Annotated in this window: 14 protein-coding genes and 2 pseudogenes; 2 read left to right on the top strand and 14 right to left on the bottom strand. The window is 52.1% G+C overall.

The window, feature by feature from the left end; genetic code table 11:
- Nucleotides 1-41 precede the first annotated feature (41 nt).
- Nucleotides 42-836, bottom strand: coding sequence for a chemotaxis protein CheW (locus ACR02O_RS03410; protein WP_458138832.1), 795 nt, complete (start codon nucleotides 834-836; stop codon nucleotides 42-44).
- 447 nt (nucleotides 837-1283) lie between these two features.
- On the opposite strand from ACR02O_RS03410, the pseudogene ACR02O_RS03405 reads away from it, so the two are divergent.
- Nucleotides 1284-1376 (top strand): annotated as a pseudogene (locus tag ACR02O_RS03405) (REP-associated tyrosine transposase); the annotation flags it as partial.
- A gap of 35 nt (nucleotides 1377-1411) precedes the next feature.
- Here ACR02O_RS03405 and ACR02O_RS03400 read toward each other — a convergent pair.
- The 5 genes and pseudogenes from ACR02O_RS03400 to ACR02O_RS03380 all read right to left on the bottom strand — a co-directional run bounded on the left by ACR02O_RS03400 (nucleotide 1412) and on the right by ACR02O_RS03380 (nucleotide 6560).
- On the bottom strand, nucleotides 1412-2455 hold the full coding sequence (locus tag ACR02O_RS03400) for an IS110 family RNA-guided transposase (protein WP_494522208.1): 1044 nt from the start codon (nucleotides 2453-2455) through the stop codon (nucleotides 1412-1414).
- Between the two features lie 1039 nt (nucleotides 2456-3494).
- Nucleotides 3495-3986 (bottom strand): annotated as a pseudogene (locus ACR02O_RS03395) (transposase); the annotation flags it as partial.
- A 132-nt stretch (nucleotides 3987-4118) separates the two neighbouring features.
- Entirely contained in the window at nucleotides 4119-4625 is a 507-nt protein-coding gene (locus ACR02O_RS03390; protein ID WP_458138831.1) for a hypothetical protein, read from the bottom strand.
- Nucleotides 4626-4708: 83 nt separating this feature from the next.
- On the bottom strand, nucleotides 4709-5233 hold the full coding sequence (locus ACR02O_RS03385; RefSeq protein WP_458138830.1) for a YcxB family protein: 525 nt from the start codon (nucleotides 5231-5233) through the stop codon (nucleotides 4709-4711).
- Nucleotides 5234-5258: 25 nt separating this feature from the next.
- Nucleotides 5259-6560: an NAD(P)/FAD-dependent oxidoreductase gene (locus ACR02O_RS03380; protein ID WP_458138829.1), complete on the bottom strand. Its 1302-nt coding sequence runs from the start codon at nucleotides 6558-6560 to the stop codon at nucleotides 5259-5261.
- A gap of 274 nt (nucleotides 6561-6834) precedes the next feature.
- Here ACR02O_RS03380 and ACR02O_RS03375 point away from each other — a divergent pair, with 274 nt between their 5' ends.
- Entirely contained in the window at nucleotides 6835-7335 is a 501-nt protein-coding gene (locus tag ACR02O_RS03375) for a septal ring lytic transglycosylase RlpA family protein (RefSeq protein ID WP_458138828.1), read from the top strand.
- A gap of 73 nt (nucleotides 7336-7408) precedes the next feature.
- On the opposite strand, the gene ACR02O_RS03370 is transcribed toward ACR02O_RS03375, so the two are convergent.
- The 8 genes from ACR02O_RS03370 to ACR02O_RS03335 all read right to left on the bottom strand — a co-directional run bounded on the left by ACR02O_RS03370 (nucleotide 7409) and on the right by ACR02O_RS03335 (nucleotide 16805).
- A complete protein-coding gene (locus ACR02O_RS03370) occupies nucleotides 7409-8095 on the bottom strand; it encodes a hypothetical protein (RefSeq protein WP_458138827.1) in 687 nt (228 codons plus the stop codon).
- Between the two features lie 399 nt (nucleotides 8096-8494).
- Nucleotides 8495-9439, bottom strand: coding sequence for a FecR family protein (locus ACR02O_RS03365; protein WP_205452461.1), 945 nt, complete (start codon nucleotides 9437-9439; stop codon nucleotides 8495-8497).
- A 150-nt stretch (nucleotides 9440-9589) separates the two neighbouring features.
- A complete protein-coding gene (locus tag ACR02O_RS03360) occupies nucleotides 9590-10096 on the bottom strand; it encodes an RNA polymerase sigma factor (RefSeq protein WP_205452469.1) in 507 nt (168 codons plus the stop codon).
- 1366 nt (nucleotides 10097-11462) lie between these two features.
- Nucleotides 11463-13049 (bottom strand): glutamine-hydrolyzing GMP synthase, encoded by a 1587-nt coding sequence (gene guaA, locus ACR02O_RS03355; RefSeq protein ID WP_494522815.1) that lies wholly within the window; start codon nucleotides 13047-13049, stop codon nucleotides 11463-11465.
- 72 nt (nucleotides 13050-13121) lie between these two features.
- Nucleotides 13122-14081, bottom strand: coding sequence for a class I SAM-dependent methyltransferase (locus tag ACR02O_RS03350; protein WP_240348151.1), 960 nt, complete (start codon nucleotides 14079-14081; stop codon nucleotides 13122-13124).
- 83 nt (nucleotides 14082-14164) lie between these two features.
- Nucleotides 14165-15631: an IMP dehydrogenase gene (guaB, locus tag ACR02O_RS03345; protein WP_033156917.1), complete on the bottom strand. Its 1467-nt coding sequence runs from the start codon at nucleotides 15629-15631 to the stop codon at nucleotides 14165-14167.
- 76 nt (nucleotides 15632-15707) lie between these two features.
- Nucleotides 15708-16193 (bottom strand): hypothetical protein, encoded by a 486-nt coding sequence (locus ACR02O_RS03340; RefSeq protein WP_458138826.1) that lies wholly within the window; start codon nucleotides 16191-16193, stop codon nucleotides 15708-15710.
- 9 nt (nucleotides 16194-16202) lie between these two features.
- Nucleotides 16203-16805 carry a CPBP family intramembrane glutamic endopeptidase gene (locus tag ACR02O_RS03335; RefSeq protein WP_494522814.1) on the bottom strand — a complete coding sequence of 201 codons (603 nt, stop codon included), beginning with the start codon at nucleotides 16803-16805 and terminating at the stop codon, nucleotides 16203-16205.
- Nucleotides 16806-16826 lie beyond the last annotated feature (21 nt).

Here is a 16826-nt window from a genome sequence, read left to right as displayed (position 1 = left end):
AAGTCAGGATGATTTCATCATCCACCCCAGCACTGCGGGTGCTAAATTGCCGAGTTCGCTGATTTACCCATCAACCCCGGCGCATTGTTGGCTAAGGATGCAAGATTAATAATCGGCACAGCCTGACCATTCTCAAAGGATACGAACTCGGAAAAATGCTCGGACCTTGTAATAGGGTTGTCACGGCGCATCGACGCCTTCACTTTAACAATGTCAGACACCTCATCAATGCCGATAGCCAGGTAATTGGCATCATGTTTGGCGAGCAAGACTAGGCGTCTTTGCAGGTCGACAACCAATTCAATCGTTGAGTCGAAAATATTCAAAAGCTCCATTAACGTGCCGTGTTTAGCCTGATTCAAAGCCGACAAGGCTTCATCGACACGGCCGGTTTCCGCCATATTCAGCAATTTATCGGCTAGTTCATGTATGGCGGCGTGCGGCCTTTCGAAACAAGACAACAGCAAATGCAGTCTTTTGTGCCGGGGTGTGTAAGCGTAATACCACTTACCGAATGCGCATTCTCTGGGGTTTCTGGCCTTGCTGAAGGTGCCGTGGTTGCGGACCGAGTATTCCAGCTCGGCAATCCATTCCAGGTGATCCTTTCTGCGAATTTCCAAAAAAGACTTTAATTCCTCGTATTCAAAGTATTTCGACTTGATATCCAACAAATCCCAAAGCGACACATAAGGAAAAACCTCGCCATCGACACCGTAGAAGGGATCGGAGTTCTGCCCGCTGTAGGGATAAACCGGGGAAATGGGCACAATCCGTTTGACGCTGGATAGCGGTAGGCAAAAATATTTTTCGCCTATAAGAAAAAGTAACAGTTCCATGCTTGCTCCTCCCACCCGATGAACCGGTGGGCTTCGTTAATTTCCCAATAATTTGCAGGTCCTCTGCTTTCGAACGACATTGCGGCGAAGGCCTTTATAGATGCTGAGCCGCCCAATCGGTGGGACTTGCCGCCCCATCGGGTTAGCAAAGCTAGTGCCTTTTATCGTTGGTTAACCGTCGGCATAAGCAAATGCAACCAGAGTCTAACCTAATTCGCCATAGTCTAACATCCAAAGCAAGTATAGATTAGCACGCTCTAATATTTTGTGGGGATCCTTGCGTAGCGGAGAGCGATGTTCAGACCGCTACGCATGCAGGATAAAGCATGGCCGCTGCAAGGCAATAACTCCAACATTAGCAATAGCGTAATGCGCCGAATGATTTAAGGCCAACATACGGCACGACACGGCAACGCCTATTGACGCCCTACCAATTGCGCCTTGGCCTTGGATTATATCCACCTGAATCCGGTTAAATGCGGTTATGTTGATTTACCGGAGCATTGGCGTTATTCAAGTGCTTGGATTTATGCCGGGTAGATACTCTGTTCAAAAGCAACAAATTTCATCATTTTTTACTCGGCGATGATGGATTCAGGGATGGCATAAAACCGTGTGTTATCGAACGGCTGATCGTGCTTCAACATGCCATGGATCGCATGCAGTAATTTACGCATGACGGCGCAGACGGCTTGCAAAGGTTTCTTGCCGTTGTCGATCAAATGCTGGAAATACGCTCGCACATGCGGATCGTGCTGTTTGGCACTCAAGGCCGGCATATACAACGCCGAACGAATATGCCGGTTACCGGCCTTGGATAGCCGCATTTTCTTGTGTACGCTTTTGCCCGACTCAAAGGCCTTGGGATCGAGTCCGGCAAACTTGACCCATTCGCGATGCGACAGGTTGGGCGGCAATAGCAGTAGTTCGCCCATCAAGGCAATGGCGCTGGTTTGGGCAATGCCTTTGATGCCGGTCAACAGGTCGAATATTCGTTGCAGTTCCGGATGCTGGTCGATCAACGCCAGCGCCTCGCCAGCCAACGTATCGATGCGTTTTTCCAGCTGACTAATCGCCAATTTGGCATCGCGTAGTAGGGCCTTCGGCGTTTCCTCGGTCGCACTCAGCGCATGTAGATGATTTTTCGCGGCGGCCTTCTGACCGGTTAGCGCGTCGATACGGCGAGCATAGCCGCGCAAAGCCAGCGCTTGATTCGAAGGACGAGTCCAGGCGACGAAATCCATGCGCTCGACATATTCGGCCAAGGTGTTGGCATCGACGGCGTCGGTTTTACTGTTTTTCATCAATACCTTAGCGAAGTGATGCGAAGCCTTGGGATTGACCACCATCACAGGTACACCGACGTCGTGTAGCGCAATAGCAAGATCGAAATGGTAAATACCGGTGGCTTCCAGACAGACCTTGATGCCGGGTAATTTGATCAACTTATTCACCAGACGCGCACGGTCGCTACGAGTATTAGCATATTTTTGCGGGTCGAACGGCTTGCCGTTCTTGCGGATCACTAAAACCAATTCGTCGGCGCCGACATCCACGCCGGCAAACAGGCGATGGACAGATTCAGCGGGGGTGTTGAGCGAGCGGTTCGTCATCATCATTTTTAAATACAGTTTAAAGGGAAGTACACTATTCACCGGTTCCCGACCCTGCACATGCACCTACCTTCCTTGTGTATGCAGGCTCTAAGCCTCGGATACTCCACGGTATGGGTGAATAGGGCGGGGGCCAATCTACACGACAGGCTCTGGTAAACTACCAGTCCTCAGGGTGGGACGGCCTCCCAATGAACAATCACAGCTTAATCGGTTTTTCTGGGCTATCGGTTGTTAAAATTCATCATACAAGGATGGATTATTGCCGGTCTATCGGGATTGGTTTTAGCTCACCGCAGCGCGGTTGGTTTGCATTCCCACGCGGCGCGTGGGAACGAGATGAACAACAGACGGCGCAATACGGCTATCGTCTATTGACGCCCTACTAATTACACCTTGAATCCGGTTAAATGCGGTTATGTTGGTTTACCGGAGCATTGGCGTTCTTCAATTGCCTGGAATTATGCCGGGTAGGATGGATTATTGCCGGTCTATCGGGATTGGTTTTAGCTCACCGCAGCGCGGTTGGTTTGCATTCCCACGCGGCGCGTGGGAACGAGATGATTATGCTTCGCTAATCATACCTACAGAGGTGCTGTGAAATCGGGATGGTTTTGTTCCCGTATGCTGCGCCGAGCACCGGAGCTTTTGAACGGAACAGCCTGCTAGGGGCGCCGCAGGGATGCGGCGCGTTGCCGAAGGGGCAGGAAGCCCCTTTCGGCAACCCCGGTCAAAAGCGAGGAGCGCAGGGAATAAGCAGCATCCGGGTCGCTTTTTCTTTGGATACTTTCTTTTGGCGATGCAAAAGAAAGTATCTCGGCTGTCGGGCCGAGACCCGACTTCTAAACCAGCCGTCGCGTTAGCGACACCAAAAATGAAAGCCTATTGACCGCGTGGGAACGATAGAAATTACTGCATGCGATTCATGGCATGCTAAAGCACGACCAGCCGTTCGATAACACGCGGTTTTATGCCATTCCTGAATCCATCATCGCTGAGTAAAAGATGATGAAATTTGTTGCTTTTGAACAGAGTATCTACATGGCTGCGCTTCCAGCTTTTCGATGTGACCGTGGGACAAGGCTTTATGCCTGGAGGCGTTCGCCTTCACTTTCGTACCGTCCAGCGCAATTTGCCCCAGTGTCACCAACTTCATCGCTTGGGACAGGCTGAGGACCTGGACGAACAGATCTTCCAGCTCGATCAGGAAGGTTTTGCGGAAATGGGCCAGCGTATCGTGGTCGGGATGCGTATCCGCGGACAGGAAACGGAACGCCACCGAATCGTAGGTCGCTCGTTCGATCTTACGGCTGGAAAACACGCCGGTGGCGTAACCGTACACCAGGAGCGCCAGCAACACCGAGGGATGATAGGCCGCACTGCCGCGTCCCTGGTAACGGCTGGTTAATTGGCTCAGATCCAGTTGCTCGATGACTTCGACAACAAAACGGGCCAGATGAGCCTCCGGCAGCCATTCGTCCACCGAAGGCGGTAGCACGTAAAGTTGATGGCGGTTGACGGGAATGAATCGACTCATCACAGGCTCCGTATATCTGATCTTTTGACCGTCCTTATTTTACCAAACCGATGTCGCGGTTAGATCTACTGCGCTAAAGTCCGACAGGCTCCTAGGGATGCATTTCCACGCTGGAGCGTGGGAACGATAAAATTAACTGTCTTTTGCCCCGATTTCCTTGATAACTTCATCTTTGGCTTCCGTTATTAACGTATCGATGTCCACATAAAGCGGTATCAGTGCAACTGCCACACAGCGCAACGCGTGCCAGGTAGCCAGGAATGATACGACAAGCGGAGCGAGCACCGGGCTACGGAAGAGAACTTGCCCGTCTTGGGAAATAGCTAGGGCAAACAGAACAAACCCACACGTAGCTACGAATAAAAAAACCGAGAGCTTCATTACTTGGAGTGTGTAAAACACATGAGTTTTGTTGTCTCCTGTCACGAAGTGCAGACGCACCAACTGTTTGGTGGCAGGGCCAACAAAATGCATCAGAAGCTTTTTAAGCGCGGCAACAAGAGATTGATTTACGACAGGCACGAACACTCGGTTAAAAGCCCAGATAATAATGGCTGATAAAAGACCTCCGATTACACCGAGCAAGATAATGCCGGGTATGGTGTTTTTCAGCCACTCTGAAACTGTTGCAATATCCATGTATGTCTCTTTGTTGTGACAGCTAACAAGCAATTATATTGTTCCCGTATATCTTCCATATACCTTGGACATTCGGAAATGAGTTATGACCCCGCCCTCTCAATCATCCCCTCAGCCTGCTTAGCAAACGCCTTCAAATCGCCTTTCTTGACCGTAGCGCGCGGGATCACGATCGCCGCATCGATATCCACATAGATGTACACATAGTCTTTATGTTTCTCCACCCGCAACATGTCTTTCCAGGGGGTTTTGCTTTTGCCGCCGGGGGCGCGTTCTTGCAGGAATTCCGGCTCGATGCTCAGCCAATGAATACCGAATAAAGCCTTTTTTTCCGCTTCGGTGTATTTGTTGAAAAACTGGCGGCGCATGTCCATTTTCATGATAAACGGCGAGGCGAACGACCAAGCCAGCGCCAGGATGGTGATGTAGGCGGTGGTGGTCATGTCCACGTAATACACGTAATAAAACAAGGCGATAGCCATCATCACGCCGGGGGCGAAGATGCGGTTTTGGCGGATTTTCTTCTGCATTTCCGGGTCTTTTTTCAGCCTTTCCTCATTAAAGTGGACCAGGTCTTCTTCGCGGAATTCGTATTCGATTTCTAACATGTGTATCGCTCAGTGGAGTTGTGGGTTAATGCATTTTCATTTTGGCGTGGGTACTGCGCCGGAACAGATTGGATAAGGTCAACATCGCGGTGCGGAAGTAGCCGTGGATGGCGACTTGGTGCATTTTGTACAAGGACAAATACACGCCATAGGCAATCAAGCCGCCGACGCTGACCGTGCCCATCAAGCTACCCATCAAGCTGCCAACGGTGCTGAATTTACCCAGCGACACCAGCGAGCCATAATCGCGATAAACAAACTTCGCAGCCGGTTTGCCTTTCAAGCGGTTGATGATGGTTTTGGCCACGGTAGAGGCCATTTGGTGGGCGGACTGGGCGCGCGGTGGCACGTTGCCGCCGTGGCCGACCCATTCGCAAGCGGCGCAATCGCCGATAGCAAAAATGTCGGGGTCGCTGGTTTGCAAAGTTTGATCGACCACTAATTGATTGATGTGATTGGACTCCAAACCATCCAGGTCTTTCATCCAATCCGGGGCTTTGATGCCGGCGGCCCAGACTTTTAAGTCCGCATCGAATACTTCGCCATCGTAAGTGTGTACTTCGGTTTCGGTCACTTCCGTGACCTTGCGACCCAGCTTTAACTGGATGCCTAGCTTAATCAATTGCTCCTGGGTGGCTTGTGACAGCCGTGGCGGCAGGGCTGGCAACAATTTAGTCGCGGCTTCAATGATGGTAATGTTGACGTCTATCGAACCTTCAAGCCCGTAGGTGGCCAGCAATTTGGTCACTTCGTGCAACTCGGCTGACAATTCCACGCCCGTGGCGCCGGCGCCGATAATGACAATCGACAGCGGCTTGTCACGTTGATGGCTCTGGTTGGCGTAGGACTGGATGTAATAGGTTTCCACCAGTTGTTTTTGAAAGCGGAAGGCTTCCTTGGTGGTATCGATAAACCGGCAATATTTATCCACGCCCTTGATGCCGAAGGTGTTGCTGACACTGCCGACCGCCATCACCAGCGTGTCGTACTTGAAGCGGCGTTGCGGAATGATCTCTTCGCCTCTCTTGTTGGTAATCGCGCTGACGATAATTTCTTTATTGGCCCGATCCAAACCTTCCATTCTGCCGAACAAGAAGCGGAAGTGATTGCTGTGCGCTTGGGCCAAGTATTCGATTTCCTCCGCTTCTGCTAAGGTGCCGGACGCCACTTCGTGCAGCAAAGGTTTCCAGATATGGGTGGACGCGGCATCCAGCAATGTAATTTGCGCCTTGCCGGCTTTGCCGAGTTTTTGCCCCAATTCGGTGGCCAACTCCAACCCCGCCGCGCCGCCGCCAACAATCAAGATTTTATGTAATTCACCCGCCATGTATCTTTCCCCCTCAAGTGGCGTTTGCCGCGTCGGCAAACAAAGAAATCGCTATCCCGGCCCTAGTTGTCTATTTCCTGATGCCGGCATTATAACCAAACCGGTCAGGGCTGACCGATTTTGACGGGATGAACTCGCGCCGGCAACGGTCGGCTACTCGGAAGACGGGAAAGGCGCTGATAAAGCAAACGGATTTTAAGGGGAGCTTTAAATTATGCTTAGATTATTGCCAGCGCATGCGCGCCCAATAAATTACGCCCTGTGGAGTTATCGAATGTCGCGAAACCAACTAATCCAGGCGCTTGCCCATCCAGGTTTTTTATTGATTTTACTCAGCCTGCTGGCGGGTTGCGCATCCGAGCCGCCGCAGCCTTCCATGCCGGCCCGGTTGCCGGCGTACCAAAACAACGCCGCTTACAACAAGCCTTACACCGTCAAAGGCATCACGTATTACCCTTTGGCATCGGGAAATGGTTACCGGGAAACCGGCTTGGCTTCCTGGTACGGCGCGGAATCGGGCAATCGTACCGCCGACGGCAGTCGTTTTGATCCGCAAGGCTTTTCGGCGGCGCATAAAACTTTGCCGATTCCGTCAAAAGTGCGGGTTACCAATTTACGCAATGGCCGTTATGTGGATGTGCTGATTAATGATAGAGGTCCGTTCAGCCCGAATCGGTTGATCGATTTATCGCAAGGCGCGGCCAAGCAAATCGGCATCAGCGGCTTGACGGAGGTAGAGGTAAGTTATCTGGCAGCGCCGTCCGGCGCGGAATGAAGTCGCAAACCCGCTCAAGCCTTTACAAAACAACAGGAACGGGTTTGCCAGCTTTTAATGTGCTGCTATTGAATTAGACAATGGCGGTGGATTTCACTGTTACCGCAAAACGCCGCTTGCTGTTGCCGGCTAACTTGAACATTACAAACACCGAACCAAACAGCCAAAACGCGCCAGGGAGCGGTACGACTTGCACGGGTTCATTGATTGCATCGGGAGCGAAATCGGAGATTTGTCCAAAACCCGCAGGCAGAGCCCCGTCGCGCGGCCAGAGATTCCAGGTGTAGCTCGATTTGGCAAGACCATTCGAGGGCAGCAAGCTCGCGGCAATGTCGGCAATCAACTGGTTGTCTTTAATTTTGGCGGTCCCCGCGGCGAAAGCGGTAGTGGAAGAAGTCGGAGCCAACAGGCTTACCAAACCGCTGCCATCCATATTGAAGCGTACGACCGAATCGAACAGTACTTGCGGCAAGCCGTTTGCGGTAAACCGCCCGCTGCCGGCGCCCCGGTCGAAGCCCCAAATGTAGAAACCGGACGGCGAGCCGCCGAGGTTACCGGCAAAGGTACTTTCGAAATGAAAAAGATCGCTGGCCGGATTGTAAGTAACCGAGGCACTGATCACATCCAGATCGCCGGTCTTACTGCCGAAATAAGTTGCCAGATAATCGCCGGCGGCATCATGCACGGCACTGGCATTCGCTGGCGCCGCACCGATTAACAAAACGGCGGCAATTACTGTTTTAGCAATGTTTAATCTCATACTTCTATCCTCTGTCGATAAGATCATTAAGGTACAGCTAACCGGCGGCAAGCCTCAGGTTGGCTGCGATTTTTGTTCCATGGGAACCTTTGCTGTTGCGTCGGCATTTTGACCAACTGCCTAGCGCGAATGCGACCCTGCCTTGAGGCAACTTAGGGGACTTGCTCAAAGCGAACTGCATTCCGAGGTTAATTCCGCCAAGTAGTTGCCAAGTTCAATGCGTTTGAAATTTATTTTTCGGATAATTGGTAGAGGGATAATTTCAGCAATGCGCTGACAACAACTATCGAGTAGGTCAAAACGGTAATTTGCCGGGAGCGTTATTAACCCGGCCCTTAAATAGCATTCGCCTCAATGCCTTTGCCCGGTCAATAAACGCCACCGATGCCGTAAACTCGTTTAGCGGTGCAGCACGATCAAATAATCACCAAACCGCGTTGAGCGCAGTTGCAGAGAGGTTTCCAAGGCCGCCAGCACCGATAAGGCTTGGTCGGTACGAAACACACCATTGACGCGACGTTGGGCCAGTTCAGGATCGTTGATCAGCAAAAAGCCGCGATGATAGCGATTCAGCTCGGTAAGCACTTCGCCCAGGGGCCGGTTTTCGAACACCAGTTTGCCGCGTTGCCAGGCGGTAACGGCCTGGCTATCGATGTGTTGCAAATTGCCCATTCCCGATTCGGCGCTATAGGCTATTTGCTGACCTTCGGCAACCACGGTGTGCAGCGTTTTGCCGTCGGCTTGTTGCAAGTCCACCGCCACGCTGTGTTCCGTGACACTGACTTCGGTTTTATCGTGATGCAGCCGCACGTTAAAGGCCGTACCCAGCGCGGTGACACTGCCGTGCTCAGTATTTACCCGAAACGGCCTGGCTTTGTCGGGGCTGACTTCAAACCAGGCTTCGCCTTGTAGCAGGGTCAATTGCCGCTGTGCGCCGTCGATATGTACTTCCAATGCGCTGTTGCTATTCAGATGCACCGTCGAGCCGTCGCTAAGATGCACGTCGCGCCGCTCGCCGAAGCCGGTATGAAAATCGGCGCGCAATATGAGCCATAGCGGATTGAACAACCACAAGGCCAGGCAGCCCCCGGCTAAGGCAGGCAGCGCCCACTGCCATCGCCAAGCAAACTGCTTGGGTTTGCTGGCGGCCGGAATCGTTATTTTCGGTGCGATAGCGTCCAGCGCTCCCCATAACTCGCGTAATTGCTCGTAAGCCTGACGATGCAAGGGATCGGCAGCCAACCAGCGGGTAAATTCGGCGTGCTCATTAGGGCTAAGTTTGCCGCTATCCAGCCTGACCCACCAGTCGCGGGCAGCGGCTTTAATCTCGGCAGAGATTTTCATTGCCTATGTCCGTTTACAGCCGACAGGCGGCAATGCATCCTGCTGCGTAGCGGTGAGCGATAAAGGCTGAAGTTTTTCATCGGGCGCAATTCAGGGTTGGTGGCTCGCCATTATAGGACGCATAACCCTGTGAAAACAGGAGCGAATCAGCTAAAAATCGTCGTGTTCTTGCAAGGCGGCCAAGGCATTGCGTAGATGCTTTTCCACCATATTGCGGGATATGCCTAGGCGCTGGGCGATTTCGGCGTGGCTCAGTTCCTCGAACTTGCGCAGTACGAAAACCGTCCGGCATTTGCCGGGGAGTCTATCTATCGCCGCGACCAAGCGGTCCAAGCGCTCGCGCGCCAGACTGATTTGCTCCGGATCGATACCATCGCTAACCTGCAAGGCCGCGTCGCCGGTATCGTCATGCTCTACATGTTGATTGCGAGTATTGCGGCGGCGTTCGTAATCGGTGGCCAGATTGGCGGCGATGCGATGCAGCAAGGCGCGCGGGTTGTCGGCCTGCTGCCACAAATTGCCGGTAAACATGCGCTGGTAGGTCTCCTGCACGATGTCGGCGGCGGTATCCAGGCAGCCGCAGCGTCTAAACATCACCCGGCGTAATTCCTCGTCGTAAGCCTCAATCAGGCGGGAGATGTGGAGAGCGTTGCTCATGGTTAGGATATGCGGATTTTGGTGTCGTTAATTGGGCGAACAACCAAGATTCATGCCAGAGCACTAAAATAGCGGTATTTAGGGCATTTGGCGGCAAATTGCCCGGGATTACCGGAGCAACACGCTACAAATAATGCGGTATATGACCTAATTGGAAAAGTTATTTAACATAGTTAATTTCTATCCAGCGCAGTTGGAGCCGATAGCTTATTAACCCGGCAGTATTTTATCTCGGGTAATCCGTCCGGGCTGAGCTCGTCTGAGCCCAGGTGAGTGCGTCCATCGACAGGCTGAGTTCGCTCAAGAGCATAAGGCGAACGGTTTTTAATAGCCCTGTCATAACACTAGAAGCAGCACCGCAACGAACTCCGCATTTAAAATACTGTAATCAAATGCCTCCGCCAATGTAACCATCCGCTGACATTCCTTTGCAAAATCCCAGGCAGGCCAAGTTGCAACCGTGTCGGAAATAAGACAAAAACCTGCACGGGAATATAGCTTTTAACGCTAACTGACTGACAGGCAACTAAGTTATGGTGTTATCCACAAAAGCTGTGGATAACCTTGGGGATAAAAAGTTTTTTCGCTCTCTAAATGCCTAATTTTTGGGGCCTTTGCTTAAATTGACTCAATTTTAGACAACAGTTTATACAATTTAAAATCAATAACTTACATGCAATATACGAAGATTAGAGCCCAGGACCAGGCAGTCTTTGGCCGCCGACAGTGTCAAGTAGTTTTTTGTGCATAATTAAAATTAATCTCTTGCATTTTTGCCTAAATAATCTAACCGTTTTCCACCTGAAACCATTCTAAATGTGCCTGGGAGCATTCATCTTATTGTCATTAAATACCCAACAATTGCCGTATCGGACACAGGCTGTTATTCAATGGCTTTGACCAACGTCAATGTCGTCAAAAATCGTGAATGGCTGGTTAATTTGGCGGACCTTTACCGGCCACCAAGGAAATGATTTGGACAAACCCTCAACTTAAGGCCTTTTCGCAACGTGCAGCATAAACAGCCCAGTTGCGAAACATTCAATATTCAAGAAAAGAAGCTGCCGGCATCGACATGACCCAGCCTATACCTGCTAAGACCGGGGTGCGCCAATGATGGGTTGTTAGGCGAATGACGGACGTTTGCCTGTAAGAACCGACATAGGTTAAGCCGCGTTTTATTAACTTTAATTCGGCATAGCGACCAAGACTGCTCATTCATCGCAAAAAAAAAACCGGTAGTCAAAACAATTGACTACCGGCTTGGGAGAAACAATGAATAAGCTATTGCGCGGAGCAAATTTTCACACCCCGCGCTTGCGTTGACCGGAAGTCATTTTCAAAGTTCCATTTTAATTTGAAGCTATTACTCCCACTCTATCGTCGCGGGCGGCTTGCCGGAGATGTCGTAGGTGACGCGGGAAATGCCCGGCACCTCGTTGATGATGCGACGTGAGATCAAATCCAGGAAATCGTAAGGCAGATGCGCCCAGCGCGCGGTCATGAAATCTATGGTTTCGACAGCGCGGATCGCGATCACATAGTCGTATTTTCGGCCGTCGCCCATCACACCCACCGATTTAACCGGTAGGAATACCGCAAAGGCTTGGCTGACTTTGTGGTGAAGGCCGTGGCGATACAGTTCTTCTATAAAAATTGCATCGGCCTGGCGCAATAAGTCCGCATATTGCTTTTTAACTTCGCCGAGGATGCGTACACCCAGGCCGGGGCCGGGGAACGGGTGGCGGTGGATCATGTCAGCCGGCAAGCCCAGCTCCAAGCCCAGTTTACGTACTTCGTCCTTGAACAGTTCTCGCAAGGGTTCGACCAGTTTCAACTTCATGTTTTCCGGCAGGCCGCCGACGTTGTGATGCGATTTGATCAGATGCGCCTTGCCGCTTTTCGCGCCCGCTGATTCGATAACGTCCGGGTAAATGGTGCCTTGCGCCAGCCATTTGGCGTCGGTGAGTTTGCCGGCCTCTTCGTCGAAGATTTCCACGAACAGGCCACCGATGATTTTGCGCTTTTGTTCGGGGTCGTTAACGCCGGCAAGTGCCGCCATGTAACGGGCTTCGGCATCGACACGGATTACCTTGATACCCATATGTTGGGCGAACATCGCCATCACCTGATCGCCTTCGTGCAAGCGTAGCAAACCGGTATCTACGAACACGCAGGTTAGTTGCTCGCCGATGGCGCGATGTAGCAAGGCGGCGACTACCGAAGAATCGACACCGCCCGATAGGCCCAGAATGACTTGATCGCTGCCGACTTTTTCGCGGACTGCGGATATGCTGTCTTCAATGATATTGCTGGCATTCCACAACGCTTGGCAGCCGCAAATTTCCAACACAAACCGACTCAATATCCGGCCACCCTGCTTGGTGTGGGTCACTTCCGGATGAAATTGCAGCGCGTAGAAGTGTTTGTCCTCGTCGGCGATACCGGCTATTGGCGCGCCGTCGGAGCTGGCGATCAATTTAAAACCGGTTGGTAATTCAACGACACGGTCGCCGTGACTCATCCACACATCCAATAAGCCGAAACCTTCCGGTGAAGCGTGATCTTCGATGTTCAACAACAATTTGGAATGGCCGCGAGCGCGAATCTGCGCGTAGCCGAATTCGCGGTGATCGGACGATTCTACTTTGCCGCCCAACTGCTCGGCCATGGTTTGCATGCCGTAGCAAATACCCAAGACCGGCACGCCCAACTCAAAAACAATTTGCGGCGCGCGCGGGGTGTCGCTGCTGGTCACGGTTTCCGGCCCGCCGGAGAGGATGATGCCGTTGGGTGCGAAGTTTTTGACTTCATCGGCGCTGCAATCGCAGGAGTAAATTTCGCAATACACACCAATTTCACGGATGCGGCGGGCGATCAATTGCGTGTACTGCGAACCGAAATCGAGAATCAGGATCTTGTCGGAATGGATGTTGGCGGCGTGGGATGACATGACGGGAAACCTTTCAAAAATGTGGGGTGGGCCGACTAGCGTACCCACCGGAAAATCTAAGTGACGAGCGTACTATAAGCCCCGATACAATTGGTCAAGCAGGCTTTTATTGTTATCGAAACCTTTGACGTCCCGACTTTCGAATAGCGAACGACTCATGCGTTTGATAAACCGCAAATAAGGGGCCGCGCGCATGTAATGCCGTAAATTGGTGTGGCCGCGTACAATCGCGGAGATTCGTTCGGCATTTTCTGGGATTCCCCAACCCATAGCTTGGTCGGCCGGGTGTTCGGCTTTTTTGAAAAACAGCGTGACATTGCCGCCGTCTTCGGAAAACACATGTCTTTCCTCAATTAAACCGGCTTTTTCACCCATGCGCCGCAGTGTCGCCAAATTGAAATTGTACAGATGCGCCTCATGAAAAGTGCTGCTCGGCGATTGGCAAGTGGCCTCGATATTCGGTACTTCCACTACTAACACGCCGTCGGCTTTCAACAGGCTGCGCAACTTGCCCAATACAAAAAACGGGTCTTCGGTGTGTTCCAGTACATGCCAAATGGTGATCACATCAAAACTGTTTTCTGCAAACTGTGCATCTTGAATAAAGCCGAACTGTAAATTCAGATCGTATTGCGCAGCGGAATATTGGCCGTAACCCTTGTTCGGTTCGATGCCGTGCAAATCGTGGCCCAGCGATTTGATTAAATAAGCAAACTCACCGCCGCCGGTGCCCACATCCAGTAGGGTTTGCGGTTTATGCAATAAGTGCTGGATTTTTTCATGCCTGGTCAGCGCAACTCGCCCGGCACGCAAGATGTGTTTGGCTTTGGGGGCATAGGTGTTTTTGTATGCCAGCCGATAATCTTCTTCGTAAAACTGCCGAGGATCGTGCGGAAACGGATCGCTCCAGACCAGTCCGCAGTCCTTGCAGATGACGCTACGTAACTCTGCGCCGCTGCGGCTGCGCATGGATAACACGGCAACGTGGTTGCCGCCGCAAAGATTGCATGGAGTTGAAGACGTTTCGGACATTAAGCTATTTCTGTGATTTGTGTTCGATTAAAGCGGGTCGACGCGAAAGCGCAGACCCGAGAGCAACAGCCTGAGGGCCGGTTTTAGTTCATATGGTAATTCGGCGCTTCCTTGGTAATCGTCACGTCATGCACATGGCTTTCGCGCATGCCGGCACTGGTGACACGCACAAACTGGGCATTGTCATGCATCGCCGCAATCGTGCTGTTGCCGGTATAACCCATGCTGGAGCGGATGCCGCCCAACAACTGATGCACAATCGCCAACACGCTGCCTTTATAGGGCACCCGGCCTTCAATACCTTCCGGCACCAATTTTTCGACTTGCTCGGTATCTTCCTGGAAATAGCGGTCACTGGAACCCTGCTGCTGCGACATCGCACCCAAAGAGCCCATGCCGCGATAAGATTTGTAGGATCGGCCTTGGAACAGTTCCACTTCACCCGGCGCTTCTTCAGTACCCGCGAACAAGCCACCCAACATCACCGCATGCGCTCCGGCCGCCAAGGCTTTGGCAACGTCGCCGGAATAGCGGATGCCGCCGTCGGCAATCAGAGGTACGCCTGTTCCTCTTAACGCATCTGCGACATTGCTAACGGCAGTGATTTGCGGCACGCCGACACCGGCGACAATCCGCGTGGTACAGATAGAGCCCGGACCGATACCCACTTTGACGCCATCAGCGCCCGCTTCGACCAATGCCAAGGCGGCCGCAGCGGTGGCGATATTGCCGCCGATCACCTGGACTTGCGGGAAGTTTTGTTTTACCCAGCGCACTTTATCCAGCACGCCTTGCGAATGACCGTGAGCGGTATCGACGATGATGACATCGACACCAGCTTCCACCAACGCGCCAACCCGTTCGCCGGTATCGGCACCGGTGCCAACCGCCGCACCGACGATCAGTCTTTCCTGTTCGTCCTTGCAGGCTTGCGGGTTGTCTTTGGCTTTTTGAATGTCTTTGACGGTGATCATGCCGCGCAAATGAAAGGCATCGTTGACGACCAGCACTTTCTCGATGCGGTGCTTGTGCAGCAAGTCTATGACTTCTTTATGCTTAAACGACTCATGGACCGTCACCAGCTTGTCTTTCGGCGTCATGATGGAACGGATGGATTCGTCCAACCGAGTTTCGAAGCGCAGATCGCGACTGGTGACGATGCCGACCAATTCTTCGCCATCCACCACCGGAACGCCGGAGATGTTTTTAGCGCGGGTTAATTCCATTACCTCGCGAACCGTCACGTTGGGAGAGACGGTAATCGGGTCTTTGATCACGCCGCTTTCGTATTTTTTAACCCTTCTGACTTCCGCTGCCTGCTGCTCGACAGTCATGTTTTTATGGATGATACCGATGCCGCCTTCCTGAGCAATCGCAATAGCCAGGCGGGCTTCGGTCACTGTATCCATTGCCGCGGACACTAGCGGGATGTTCAGCTTAATTTTTCGAGTCAGCTGGGTTTTTAGTTCGACTTCGCGCGGCAGTACGCTGGAGTGGGCGGGCACCAATAAAACATCGTCAAAGGTGAGAGCTTCTTGAATGATTTGCATAATCACACCGGGTGGCTAATCGTAAATAAGCCAGCCATTGTACAACTTAACCTGCAATCCGAAAAATCGGAAATAGTCAATGGTATTTAGGTCCGTGCTGGTTTTCGCTCGAGAGTGCCGCCGCAATCGCTAAATATTCGCTGGTATTGGGCTTATGCAGGAAAACTCCCAGTACGCCCATCGCACTGAAAATATACAAGGTGTTAAATCCATCGCCGAGAAAGAACATCGCGAAGCCGAACAAACTTACGAGTTCGATCAGAAACTGCGTGACAATTATCGTAGACAAATAGCGCTGCTTAGCGGTTTTCGGTCCCGGCATGGTTTGATTCAGACGCAGCAGGATGTGCCGCAGCAGTTTAGTAACAGGAAACAACAAAATCGCTAAGCCGTAGAGCACACTCCTGATCAGCACTCGTTGCGCTTCGTCAACGCCTAGTTGCAATTCGCTGGCCCAGAAATGGCAAGCCAGGTTGTAGCCCAGTATCGTTAGCAACGCGCCTGCACAGATAAGCCAGTGCGGACGCAAATCTTCGGCTGATGGCTGGGTTTGAACGGACATCGATAACTCCTAACGAGCGCGGTTGCGGTAGTCGCGGAGGATAACAACAAACGCCACAAAGTCATAAACGGCATGAATCACCATGGGCACCAGCAGATTGCGTTCACCGCCATAATCCAGCATAACCCCCATATACAAGCCCATCAACATCGCTAAAACCGCGTAAAGCGGCGTGACCGCATGCACCAAGGCAAACAGCACATTGCTAACCCACAAGCCTACACTCGCACCCCAGCCATTTTCCAGCCAAGGCTGTAAAAAACCGCGAAACAGCGCTTCTTCGGCAAAGCCGGCAATCGCAGCCAGTATCAGCAAATCGGTCCAATGCCGATATGCCAGCCTGGCGCCCAAGGTTTCCAGCAGTAAATCGCGAATCTTTTGGATGGGCGGATAGCTAAGCTGTTGCATCGCAAAAAACAATACCAGTAGCGGCCCGGTTGCGAATAAGCCAATCCCTAATGCTGCCTCGGAAAACGCCAGATTGGCAAACGGATCGAGGTCGGCAAGCCAGCCCAAAGCCAGCGCCAATACCGCTAAAGAACCCTCGAAATAACAGGCAATTCTGAAAAAAGCGTTTGAAGCGGCGGGCTGGTTTTCCATGATGTTGGGCATTAGGCAAACGGGGACTGAAAA

The organism is Methylomonas sp. PHL2-19 (genome assembly GCF_059331595.1).
This window is presented reverse-complemented; position numbering and strand designations above follow the sequence as displayed.

Excerpts from the sequence above, each read along its gene's own strand:
- ACR02O_RS03410 (WP_458138832.1), bottom strand. The coding sequence starts at position 836 with ATGGAACTGTTACTTTTTCTTATAGGCGAAAAATATTTTTGCCTACCG.
- ACR02O_RS03400 (WP_494522208.1), bottom strand. The coding sequence starts at position 2,455 with ATGATGATGACGAACCGCTCGCTCAACACCCCCGCTGAATCTGTCCAT.
- ACR02O_RS03390 (WP_458138831.1), bottom strand. The coding sequence starts at position 4,625 with ATGGATATTGCAACAGTTTCAGAGTGGCTGAAAAACACCATACCCGGC.
- ACR02O_RS03385 (WP_458138830.1), bottom strand. The coding sequence starts at position 5,233 with ATGTTAGAAATCGAATACGAATTCCGCGAAGAAGACCTGGTCCACTTT.
- ACR02O_RS03380 (WP_458138829.1), bottom strand. The coding sequence starts at position 6,560 with ATGGCGGGTGAATTACATAAAATCTTGATTGTTGGCGGCGGCGCGGCG.
- ACR02O_RS03375 (WP_458138828.1), top strand. The coding sequence starts at position 6,835 with ATGTCGCGAAACCAACTAATCCAGGCGCTTGCCCATCCAGGTTTTTTA.
- ACR02O_RS03370 (WP_458138827.1), bottom strand. The coding sequence starts at position 8,095 with ATGAGATTAAACATTGCTAAAACAGTAATTGCCGCCGTTTTGTTAATC.
- ACR02O_RS03365 (WP_205452461.1), bottom strand. The coding sequence starts at position 9,439 with ATGAAAATCTCTGCCGAGATTAAAGCCGCTGCCCGCGACTGGTGGGTC.
- ACR02O_RS03360 (WP_205452469.1), bottom strand. The coding sequence starts at position 10,096 with ATGAGCAACGCTCTCCACATCTCCCGCCTGATTGAGGCTTACGACGAG.
- guaA (WP_494522815.1), bottom strand. The coding sequence starts at position 13,049 with ATGTCATCCCACGCCGCCAACATCCATTCCGACAAGATCCTGATTCTC.
- ACR02O_RS03350 (WP_240348151.1), bottom strand. The coding sequence starts at position 14,081 with ATGTCCGAAACGTCTTCAACTCCATGCAATCTTTGCGGCGGCAACCAC.
- guaB (WP_033156917.1), bottom strand. The coding sequence starts at position 15,631 with ATGCAAATCATTCAAGAAGCTCTCACCTTTGACGATGTTTTATTGGTG.
- ACR02O_RS03340 (WP_458138826.1), bottom strand. The coding sequence starts at position 16,193 with ATGTCCGTTCAAACCCAGCCATCAGCCGAAGATTTGCGTCCGCACTGG.
- ACR02O_RS03335 (WP_494522814.1), bottom strand. The coding sequence starts at position 16,805 with ATGCCCAACATCATGGAAAACCAGCCCGCCGCTTCAAACGCTTTTTTC.